Source organism: Streptomyces durocortorensis (assembly GCF_016901035.1).
Lineage (GTDB): Bacteria > Actinomycetota > Actinomycetes > Streptomycetales > Streptomycetaceae > Streptomyces > Streptomyces durocortorensis.
This window is the reverse complement of sequence record NZ_JAFEUF010000049.1, coordinates 1-9,670: the sequence shown is the minus strand read 5'-3', so window position 1 is coordinate 9,670 and position 9,670 is coordinate 1. Positions and strand designations below refer to the sequence as shown.

Annotated in this window: 10 protein-coding genes and 1 pseudogene; 7 read left to right on the top strand and 4 right to left on the bottom strand. The window is 73.0% G+C overall.

Annotated elements, in window-relative coordinates:
- Positions 1-383, top strand: a 383-nt coding sequence (locus JS521_RS12755) for a glycine betaine ABC transporter substrate-binding protein (protein WP_275564187.1), incomplete at its 5' end; no start/stop codon positions are given.
- A 13-nt stretch (positions 384-396) separates the two neighbouring features.
- Here the strand turns inward: JS521_RS12755 and JS521_RS12750 are convergent.
- A pseudogene (locus JS521_RS12750) lies at positions 397-948 on the bottom strand (hemerythrin domain-containing protein); the annotation flags it as partial.
- A gap of 366 nt (positions 949-1,314) precedes the next feature.
- Here JS521_RS12750 and JS521_RS12745 point away from each other — a divergent pair.
- Positions 1,315-1,614: a DUF2087 domain-containing protein gene (locus JS521_RS12745; RefSeq protein ID WP_205082935.1), complete on the top strand. Its 300-nt coding sequence runs from the start codon at positions 1,315-1,317 to the stop codon at positions 1,612-1,614.
- A 3-nt stretch (positions 1,615-1,617) separates the two neighbouring features.
- Here the strand turns inward: JS521_RS12745 and JS521_RS12740 are convergent, their stop codons facing one another.
- Together JS521_RS12740 and JS521_RS12735 are read right to left on the bottom strand one after the other, a co-directional pair.
- Positions 1,618-2,442: an aldo/keto reductase gene (locus JS521_RS12740; protein WP_205082934.1), complete on the bottom strand. Its 825-nt coding sequence runs from the start codon at positions 2,440-2,442 to the stop codon at positions 1,618-1,620.
- 174 nt (positions 2,443-2,616) lie between these two features.
- Entirely contained in the window at positions 2,617-3,780 is a 1,164-nt protein-coding gene (locus JS521_RS12735; protein WP_205082931.1) for a betaine/proline/choline family ABC transporter ATP-binding protein, read from the bottom strand.
- Positions 3,781-3,921: 141 nt separating this feature from the next.
- Here JS521_RS12735 and JS521_RS12730 point away from each other — a divergent pair, with 141 nt between their 5' ends.
- Positions 3,922-5,217 carry an alpha/beta fold hydrolase gene (locus JS521_RS12730; protein ID WP_205082930.1) on the top strand — a complete coding sequence of 432 codons (1,296 nt, stop codon included), beginning with the start codon at positions 3,922-3,924 and terminating at the stop codon, positions 5,215-5,217.
- A gap of 90 nt (positions 5,218-5,307) precedes the next feature.
- On the opposite strand, the gene JS521_RS12725 is transcribed toward JS521_RS12730, so the two are convergent.
- Positions 5,308-5,880 carry a rhodanese-like domain-containing protein gene (locus tag JS521_RS12725; RefSeq protein ID WP_205082928.1) on the bottom strand — a complete coding sequence of 191 codons (573 nt, stop codon included), beginning with the start codon at positions 5,878-5,880 and terminating at the stop codon, positions 5,308-5,310.
- A gap of 72 nt (positions 5,881-5,952) precedes the next feature.
- On the opposite strand from JS521_RS12725, the gene JS521_RS12720 reads away from it, so the two are divergent.
- The 4 genes from JS521_RS12720 to JS521_RS12705 all read left to right on the top strand — a co-directional run bounded on the left by JS521_RS12720 (position 5,953) and on the right by JS521_RS12705 (position 9,645).
- The gene (locus tag JS521_RS12720; RefSeq protein ID WP_205082927.1) at positions 5,953-6,687 is read left to right on the top strand and encodes a PIG-L deacetylase family protein; all 735 of its coding nucleotides are present in this window, start codon (positions 5,953-5,955) and stop codon (positions 6,685-6,687) included.
- Positions 6,688-6,760: 73 nt separating this feature from the next.
- Positions 6,761-7,360 carry a helix-turn-helix domain-containing protein gene (locus tag JS521_RS12715; protein WP_010059114.1) on the top strand — a complete coding sequence of 200 codons (600 nt, stop codon included), beginning with the start codon at positions 6,761-6,763 and terminating at the stop codon, positions 7,358-7,360.
- Positions 7,361-7,489: 129 nt separating this feature from the next.
- Complete coding sequence (locus JS521_RS12710; RefSeq protein WP_205082925.1) at positions 7,490-8,455, top strand: NADPH:quinone oxidoreductase family protein; 966 nt, start codon at positions 7,490-7,492, stop codon at positions 8,453-8,455.
- Positions 8,452-9,645, top strand: coding sequence for an acyl-CoA dehydrogenase family protein (locus tag JS521_RS12705; RefSeq protein WP_205082924.1), 1,194 nt, complete (start codon positions 8,452-8,454; stop codon positions 9,643-9,645). The genes JS521_RS12710 and JS521_RS12705 overlap by 4 nt, the downstream gene beginning before the upstream one ends.
- Positions 9,646-9,670 lie beyond the last annotated feature (25 nt).

Genomic DNA, 9,670 nt, shown 5'->3' with positions numbered 1-9,670 from the left:
CCCCGGGGGTGGGCCCGTCGACGGCCTGCCCGGGGGGGGCGGCCCCCCCCGGGGGGGGCGCCCCCCCCCGGCCCCCCGGGGGGGCCCCGGGGGGCCCGCACCTTTGGGCCCTCACCACCACGACCGACGCCACCCTCGACCAGTTCGGGCTGGTCCTGCTGGAGGACGACAAGAACCTCCAGAACGCGGACTACGTCGTCCCTGTCGTCAACCGCGCCCGCGCCGGGAGCACCGGGGTGCGCGACGCCCTCGACCGGCTCAACACCGTGCTGACCACCGCCGACCTGGCGTCGATGAACGAACAGGTCGACAGCTGGCGCAGGCTGCCCGAGGACGTCGCACGTACCTACCTTCAGTCGAAGCGGCTCCTCCCGAAGGACTGAGCCGCCCCGGAGCTCAGGAGGCGGGCGGGGTGGCCGGGGCGGTCTCGGCAGGACCCGCCGGGGGCCAGGGGACATCGGCCAGCAGCGGCACGATGTGCTCCTCCTCGTAGTCGAGGTGGGCGGTCAACTCCTTCGTCATCCGGGCCAGTTCGGCACGGAAGCGGTCCGGTTCCGCGATGGCGACGTCCGTCAGCAGCGCCGCGAGCGCCGACTGTACGGCCCCGATGGAGCGGTGTTGCTCCCGCAGCCGGTCGAAGACATCGCTCAGGTGGGGGTGGTGGCCCTCCATCACGGGGAACATGTGCCCGTCCTCGGCGGTGTGATGGAACTCCAGCGCCTGGCAGAACTCCAGGCAGCGCTGCCGGATCTGCAGGCCGAGCGGAGGCACGGACGGCTGTCCGGGGTCCTGGCGAGTTGCCTGTGACGGGTCCTGGCGAGCGGCCGGTGAGGCGAAGTGGGCCTCCGTCTCGGTGTGCACCTGGCGGAGTTGGTCGCGCAGCCAGGTGTGTACCTCCACGATCTTGTCCGCCAGGGTGGCGACCACGGGGGCCGCCGTTTCGGAATCGGAGTGCCGGGTGGCAGGGGGCATGGGAATTCTGGGTCTCCCGTGAGAGATGCGGGCGCACGAGGGCCCGCGGACGGAACAGGGTGATGGGGGGCGCGCCGACAGGCGCGCGTGTCCCCGGGTGAACTGCTCAGAGGCAGGGGGCGATGAGTGGACTCATGGCGTCATCCCTGGAAGAAGGTGCTGGCTTGACCGCCGACCGGCCCAGATCTCTTTGGCCGACGTCACGCCGCACGTGCCCCATCACATCCCGGTCGGGAGAATCTGTCAACGCGGGAGCGGACGCAGCGAGGGCGGGTAACGCGAGGGCGGGCAGCGCGGGAAAACGCGTTGCCCGCCCTCCGTGCGCCTGTGAGGCTTCCTGCCATGCCCGCTGAACAGCAGATTCTTCCGCCGCCGTCGCAGACCCCTCGTACGCACAGCGTGGAGGCGCTCTTCTCGCACGGCCGCCTGGTCGCGATCCCGCGCAAGGAGGCCCGCCGGGAGCAGTTGCTCGTGCACCTCGCCGACACGCTGTTCGAGCGGGAGCGCCCGTACACCGAGCGCGAGGTGAACGAGGCGCTGCTCACCGTTCACGAGGACTGCTCCGCGCTGCGCCGCTACCTCGTCGTGGCGGGGCTGCTGGTCCGGCCCCGGGACGGCAGCAGCTACCGCCGCGGCCGCTGACGGTCAGTTGAGGGTGTCGGGGTCCGGGCCGGTGCGCATGCCCCGGTCCAGTCCCGCGATGGCGTCCATCTCCGCGGCCGACAGCTCGAAGTCGAAGACGTCGATGTTCTGCCGGATCCGCTCGGGCGTGACCGACTTGGGGATGACGACGTTGCCGAGCTGGAGGTGCCAGCGCAGCACCGCCTGGGCCGGGGACTTGCCGTGCCGCTCGGCGATGGAGACCACCTCCGCCTCCTTGAGCAGGGCGCCCTGGGCCAGCGGGCTCCAGGCCTCGGTGGCGATGCCGTGCTCGGCGTGGAAGGCGCGCAGCTCGGCCTGCTGAAGGCCCGGGTGCAGCTCGATCTGGTTGACGGCGGGGACGAGCGTGCCCGTCTCCAGCAGCCGGCTCAGATGGGCGGGCTGGAAGTTGGAGACGCCGGCGGCGCGGATCCGGCCGTCGGCGGCCAGCTTCTCCAGCGCGCGCCAGGACTTCGGGTACAGGTCGTGGGCGGGCGTCGGCCAGTGGATCAGGTAGAGGTCCACGTGGTCGAGGCCGAGCTTGGCCAGGCTCGCGTCGAACGCGGCGAGCGTGGCCTCGTAACCCTGGTCGGCGTTCCACAGCTTCGTGGTGACGAACAGCTCCTCGCGGGGGATCCCCGAGGCGGCCAGCGCGCGGCCCACGCCGACCTCGTTGCCGTAGATCGCCGCGGTGTCGATGGAGCGGTATCCGGCCTCCAGGGCGGCGGAGACGGCCGCGGTGGTCTCGTCGTCGGGCACCTGGAAGACGCCGAAGCCGAGCTGGGGGATGGCCACGCCGTTGTTGAGCGTGACGGTGGGAACGGTGGACATGGGGGACCTTCCGGTGGCGCGGTGCATGCCGATGCCGATGCGGATGGCGTAGGCATAAATGGCGTACGACGTTTACTGGCGTAAACAATAATTGCACACGCGGGTTATATGCAAACGCGGGCGAGTTGCTGTCGTCGTACCGGGGCGTCCGCCACCGAGTCGCTGTCGTCGTACCTACGCGTCCGCCACCGAGTCGAACTCCACCTCTTCGCGGCCCACGCCCTGCGCATCCGCGTCCACCGACCGGCGCAGCGCCTCGTGCAGCTTCGCCGGCGTGAGGACCCCGAGGAACCGGGCCCCGTCCAGCACCGCCACCCACCCCGCGTCGTGCTGGAGCATGGTGCTGAACGCCTGCTTCAACGGGGCGCCCACCGGCACCCACGCGTCCATCCGGCGCGCCAGCGTGCTCACCGTCGCCCGCTCCCCGGCGCCCCGCACCGCCTCCGCCGACACCCAGCCGTGCAGCTCGCCCTCCCCGTTCAGCACCACCGCCCAGCGGGCCCCGACCGCCGCGAGCCGGGCCGCCGACTCCCGGGCCGGTTCCTCCAGCCGGGCCACCGGCGGCTCCTCCAGGTCCTCCGGCTCGATCGCGGTGACCGACAGCCGCTTCAGCCCCCGGTCGGAGCCCACGAACCGGGCCACGTACGGGGTCGCCGGGGTGCCGAGCACGGCGGCCGGTGTGTCGAACTGCTCGATGCGCCCCTCCCCGTACACCGCGATCCGGTCGCCCATCCGCACGGCTTCCTCGATGTCGTGCGTCACCAGGAGCACCGTCTTGCGCACCCGCTGCTGGAGGGCCAGGAACTCGTTCTGCAGCCGCTCCCGCACCACCGGGTCCACCGCCCCGAACGGCTCGTCCATCAGCAGCACCGGCGGATCCGCCGCGAGCGCCCGCGCCACGCCCACCCGCTGCCGCTGGCCGCCGGAGAGCTGCGCCGGATAACGCGAGCCGTACGTCTTCGGGTCCAGGCCCACCAGGTCCAGCAGCTCCGCCGCCCGCTCCCGGGCCCGCGCCCGCTTCCAGCCGACCAGGGCCGGGACGGTCGCCGTGTTGTCGAGGACCGTGCGGTGCGGGAAGAGGCCGACCTGCTGGATCACATAGCCGATCCGGCGGCGCAGCTTCACCGGATCGATCCTGGCGATGTCCTCGCCGTCCACCAGGATCCGGCCCGAGGTCGGCTCGATCAGCCGGTTCACCATCATCATCGTGGTCGTCTTGCCGCAGCCGGACGGACCCACCAGGGTCACCAGCTCGCCCTCCGCCACCTCGAAGGACAGCCCGTCGACCGCCGTCGTCCCGTCCGGATAGACCTTGCCGACCTGCTCGAACCGGATCATGTCTGCACGCTAGGAGCGCCCCGGCCGCACCGCACACGGGCCGGGACCGTCCGGGGCACGGTCCCTTGGCCCTGCGCGGGGGGCATGTGCTGGACTGGCCCTTTCGCCCGGATCGGCCAGCACCCCGGATCAGGAGTTCTCGTGAGCAGTTACCGGCAGCCCGGCGTCGTCCTCACCGACCGCCGCTTCACCGTGCCCCTCGACCACAGCGACCCCGGCGGCGAGCAGATCGAGGTCTACGGGCGGGAAGCGGTCGCCGCCTCCCGGGCCGGCGAGGAACTGCCCTGGCTGGTCTATCTGGAGGGCGGCCCCGGCTTCGGCGCCCGCCGCTTCGTCGGCACGGAGGCATGGCTCGGCCGGGCCCTGCGTGAGTTCCGGGTGCTGCTCCTCGACCAGCGGGGGACCGGTCTCTCCACCCCGGCCAACCGGCAGACCCTGCCGCTGCGCGGCGGCCCGCGCGAGCAGGCCGACTACCTCGCCCACTTCCGCTCCGACTCCATCGTCCGCGACTGCGAGCTGATCCGGCCGCAGCTCACCGGCGGAGCGCCCTGGACGGTCCTCGGCCAGTCCTTCGGCGGCTTCTGCGCCGTCCGCTATCTCTCCTCGGCGCCGGAAGGTCTGAAGGAGGTCCTGATCACGGGCGGACTGCCCTCGCTGGACGCGCACGCGGACGACGTCTACCGGGCCGCGTACCCGCGTATCGAACGGAAGGTCGCCGCCCACTACGCCCGCTACCCCCAGGACGTCGAGCGCGCCCGCGCCATCGCCGCACACCTCGCCGAACACCGGCCCGAGAGCGCCGGGCACCGGCTGACCCCCGAGGGCTTCCAGTCGCTCGGCATCCTGCTCGGCACCGGCAGCGGCAGCCACCAGCTCCACTACCTGCTGGAGAACGCGTTCGTGCGCACCCCGCACGGCACCGAACTCTCCGACGCCTTCCGGGAAGCGATGCGCACCGCCGCCTCCTTCGCCGGGCACCCGCTCTACGCCCTGCTGCACGAGGCGATCTACGGGCAGGGCGAGCGCGCCACGGACTGGGCCGCCGAGCGCGTACGGGGAGAGTTCCCGCAGTTCGACGCGGCGGCCGCGCTGAAGGGCGACGGACCGTTCCTCTTCACGGGCGAGACCATCCACCCCTGGCACTTCGACGTCGACCCGGCGCTGCGCCCGCTGCGCGAGACCGCCGAACTCCTGGCGCAGCGCACCGACTGGCCGGTGCTGTACGACCCCGAGCGGCTGGCCGCCAACGAGGTCCCGGTGGCGGCGGCCGTCTACCACGACGACATGTACGTCGACACCGCGGACTCGCTGCGCACGGCGGCGGCGATCCGGGGGCTGCGGACCTGGGTGACGAACGAGTACGAGCATGACGGGGTGCGCGCGGGCGGCCCCCGGGTCCTGGACCGGCTGCTGTCCCTGGTGCGCGACGAGGCGTGACCCGCCCTGCCTCCCGGGGCCGGTCGCCGACCGGCCGGCCCCGAGGCGGGCCGTGGCCGACAGGGCCCGCGCCCGGCCGGCCCCGCCGGATCAGCGCTGGAGCTCCTCCAGCGTGGCGTCCAGGTCGCCAGCGGTACGCGGGGCCCGGTTGTACGGCAGCTTCGAGAGGACCGCCGCCATCCCGCAGGTGTTGCTGAGCGCCGAATACACCAGGCCGGTGCCGACGCCCGCGGAGAGCCAGCGCGCCGCCGGGAAGCGGATACCGGCCACCAGTCCGGCCACCACCAGCGAGCCCGCCGCGAGGCGCACCTGACGCTCCATGGGCCACGTGGTGTGCGCACCCTCGGGGCGGTCCAGGCCGCGTCCGTCGCCCTCCCAGGCGGAGGTGCCGCCGGTCAGCGTCACGGCCTCGATGTCCGCGCCCGCGAGGATCTCGCAGGCCCGCGTCGACCGGACGCCGGACGCGCACACCACCAGCAGCGAACCGCGCGCGGAGGCGGACTTGAGGGCGGGCAGCGCGTCGGGGAGCTTGTCGAGCGGAATGTTCAGGGCGCCGGGGACATGCCCGGCGGCGTACTCGCCCGGAGCCCGTACGTCGATGACGGTGAACTCCTCCAGACGGGCCGCGGCCTGGGCGGGGGAGTGGGAAGCGGGGCTGGGCACGAGCGGAATCCTTTCGTTCGCCGGACTCCAGCGTCGCACGCCCGCCGCCGGAGCCGGGGGTAGCCTGCCCGTATGACGCCGCAGCGACTCGAACCCATGCCCGGCGACTGGCAGCGCGCCCTCGCCGTGGTCGCCCACCCCGACGACCTGGAGTACGGGGCGGCCGCCGCCGTGGCCGAGTGGACCGACGGCGGCCGCGAGGTCGTCTACCTCCTCGCCAGCCGCGGCGAGGCCGGGATCGACACCCTGTCGCCCGAGGAGTGCGCCCCGGTGCGCGAGCGGGAGCAGCGGGCGAGCGCCGCCGTCGTCGGCGTACGGACCGTGGAGTTCCTGGACCACCGCGACGGCGTCATCGAATACGGCACCGGCCTGCGCCGGGACATCGCCGCGGCCATCCGCCGCCACCGCCCCGAACTGGTGGTCACCCTCAACCACCGGGACACCTGGGGCGGGGTCGCCTGGAACACCCCCGACCACCGCGCGGTCGGGCGCGCCACCCTCGACGCCGTCGCCGACGCGGGCAACCGGTGGATCTTCCCCGAACTCACCGAGCAGGGGCTCCAGCCGTGGGACGGGGTGCGCTGGACCGCCGTGGCGGGCAGCGACCGGCCCACCCACGCGGTCGACGTGACGACCGGGCTCGAACGCTCGGTCCGGTCGCTGCTGGAGCACCGCACGTACATCGAGGCGCTGACCGAGGAGGATCCGGAGCGGTACTGCCGGACCTTCCTGGAGGGCATGGCGAAGGACGCGGCCGAACAGTTCGACGGCCGGCCGGCGGTCACCTTCGAGGTCTTCGCGCAGTAGGGCGGGTTGTCGTGCACGCCGTCGTGCGCGTTGGCGTGTTGACAAACCGGCTTGCCGATTCTGCAATGACCGGATGAAGGAACACGACCGGGACGACCCGGAACTGGAATCCGTCCTCTCCGGCGTCGGCCCCCGCCTGCGCCGGCTGCGCAAGGACCGCGGGGTCACCCTCGCCGCCCTCTCCGCCGCCACCGGCATCTCCGTCTCCACGCTCTCCCGGCTGGAGTCCGGCGGCCGTCGCCCCAGCCTCGAACTGATGCTGCCGATCGCCCGCGCCCACGAGGTGCCGCTCGACGACCTGGTGGGTGCCGCACCGGTCGGCGACCCCCGGGTGCGGGCCAAGCCGATCGTGCAGCACGGCCGGACCATGCTGCCGCTGACCGCCCGGCCCGGCGGCCTCCAGGCGTACAAGCTGATCCAGGAGCCGGGCAGCGGCGGCCCGCCGGAGCAGCGTACGCACGAGGGGTACGAGTGGCTGTTCGTGCTCTCCGGGAAGCTGCGGCTGCTGCTGGCCGAACACGATCTGGTGCTGGAGCCGGGGGAGGCGGCCGAGTTCGACACCCGGCTGCCGCACTGGTTCGGTCCGGCCGATGACGAAAGGGTGGAGTTCCTCAGCCTCTTCGGTCCGCAGGGCGAGCGCATGCACGTACGGGCGAAGCCCAAGCGCGGCTGAGGTCCGAGGTGTCCCGGGGGTGGGGCCGGGGTGTTCCCAGATCGGCAAGCGACCGCTTAGTATGCGCCGGAGCAGTGGTAATGCCGACCGCTCAGGCGGTTGACGCCGACAGTGTTGTGGAGGCCCCTCATGCAGGCATGGCGAGTGCACCGGAACGGCGAGCCGGGCGAGGTGATGCGGCTGGAGGAGACGGACCGGCCCACGCCCGGTGACGGGCAGGTGCTCGTCGAGGTCCGCGCGGCGAACGTCAACTTCCCCGACGCCCTGCTCTGCCGGGGCCAGTACCAGGTGCGGCCCCCGCTGCCGTTCACCCCGGGCGTCGAGGTGTGCGGCACCACCGATGACGGGCGGCGGGTCCTCGCCACCCCGGCCCTGCCCCACGGCGGCTTCGCCGACTACGTCGTCGCGGACGAGGCGGCCCTGCTGCCCGCCCCCGACGCCCTGGACGACGCCGAAGCGGCCGCCCTGCACATCGGCTACCAGACCGGCTGGTTCGGCCTGCACCGCCGCGCGCACCTCCAGCCCGGCGAGACCCTCCTCGTCCACGCGGCGGCCGGCGGCGTCGGCAGCGCCGCCGTTCAGCTCGGCAAGGCCGCGGGCGCCAAGGTCATCGGTGTCGGCGGCGGCCCCGACAAGGCGGCCGTCGCCCGCGAACTCGGCTGCGACCTGGTCATCGACCGGCGGAGCGAGGACATCGTCGCCGCCGTCAAGGAAGCCACCGGCGGGCGCGGCGCGGACGTCGTCTACGACCCGGTCGGCGGCGACGCGTACGCCAAGTCCACCAAGTGCGTCGCCTTCGAGGGGCGCATCCTCGTCGTCGGCTTCGCCAGCGGCGTCATCCCCACCCCGGCCCTCAACCACGCCCTGGTGAAGAACTACTCGGTCGTCGGACTGCACTGGGGCCTCTACAACACCAAGGACCCGGCGGCCGTCCGCGCCTGCCACGAGGAGCTGACCAAGCTCGCTGAACAGGGCATCGTGAAACCGCTGATCAGCGAGCGTGTCGCCATGGCCGGAGCCGCCGACGCCGTCCAGCGCGTCGCCGACGGCACCAGTACCGGCCGCATCGTCGTGCTGCCGGGAGGCGCCCGATGAGCCCCGCAGTCGACGCCGCCGAGGTCCGCCGCCGCACCCGCGAGCTGCTCGCCGCGCACCCGCCCGCCACCACCGACCGCACCGACTTCCTCAAGGCCCGCTTCGACGCCGGCCTCGCCTGGGTCCACTACCCGGTGGGTCTCGGCGGGCTCGACGCGCCCCGCTCCCTCCAGCAGGTCGCCGACGCCGAACTCGCCGCCGCCGACGCGCCGGACAACGACCCGCGCCGCATCGGCATCGGCCTCGGCATGGCCGCGCCCACCATCCTCGGCTTCGGCACCGACGAGCAGAAGCAGCGCTTCCTGCGCCCACTGTGGGTGGGGGAGGAGGTCTGGTGCCAGCTGTTCAGCGAGCCCGGTGCCGGATCCGACCTCGCGGCGCTCGCCACCCGGGCCGTGCGGGACGAGACCGGCGACTGGATCGTCGACGGCCAGAAGGTCTGGACGTCCAGCGCCCACCTGGCCCGCTGGGCCATCCTCATCGCCCGCACCGACCCGGACCTGCCCAAGCACCGGGGCATCAGCTACTTCATCTGCGACATGACCGACCCCGGCGTCGAGGTCCGGCCGCTGCGCCAGATCACCGGCGAGGCCGAGTTCAACGAGGTCTTCCTCACCGGCGTACGCATCCCCGACAGCCACCGGCTCGGGCCCGTCGGCGAGGGGTGGAAGGTCGCCCAGACCACCCTGATGAACGAGCGCGTCTCCATCGGCGGCTCCCGCATCCCCCGCGAGGGCGGCATGATCGGCCCGGTCGCCAAGACCTGGCGCGAACGCCCCGAGCTGCGCACCCCCGACACCCACCAGCGCCTGCTGACCCTCTGGGTCGAGGCCGAGGTCGCCCGGCTCACCGGCGAGCGGCTGCGCCAGCAGCTCGTCGCCGGACAGCCCGGCCCCGAGGGCTCGGGCATGAAGCTGGCCTTCGCCCGCCTCAACCAGGAGATCAGTGGCCTGGAGGTCGAACTCCTCGGCCAAGAGGGCCTGTTGTACAGCGACTGGACCATGGTCCGCCCGGAGCTGGTCGACTTCACCGGACGGGACGCGGGCTACCGCTATCTGCGCTCCAAGGGCAACTCCATCGAGGGCGGCACCAGCGAGGTCCTGCTGAACATCGTGGCCGAACGCGTCCTCGGGCTGCCCTCCGAGCCCCGCAACGACAAGGACGTCGCCTGGAAGGACCTGAGCCGATGACCGCGCCCACCCAGCCCCCCGCCAC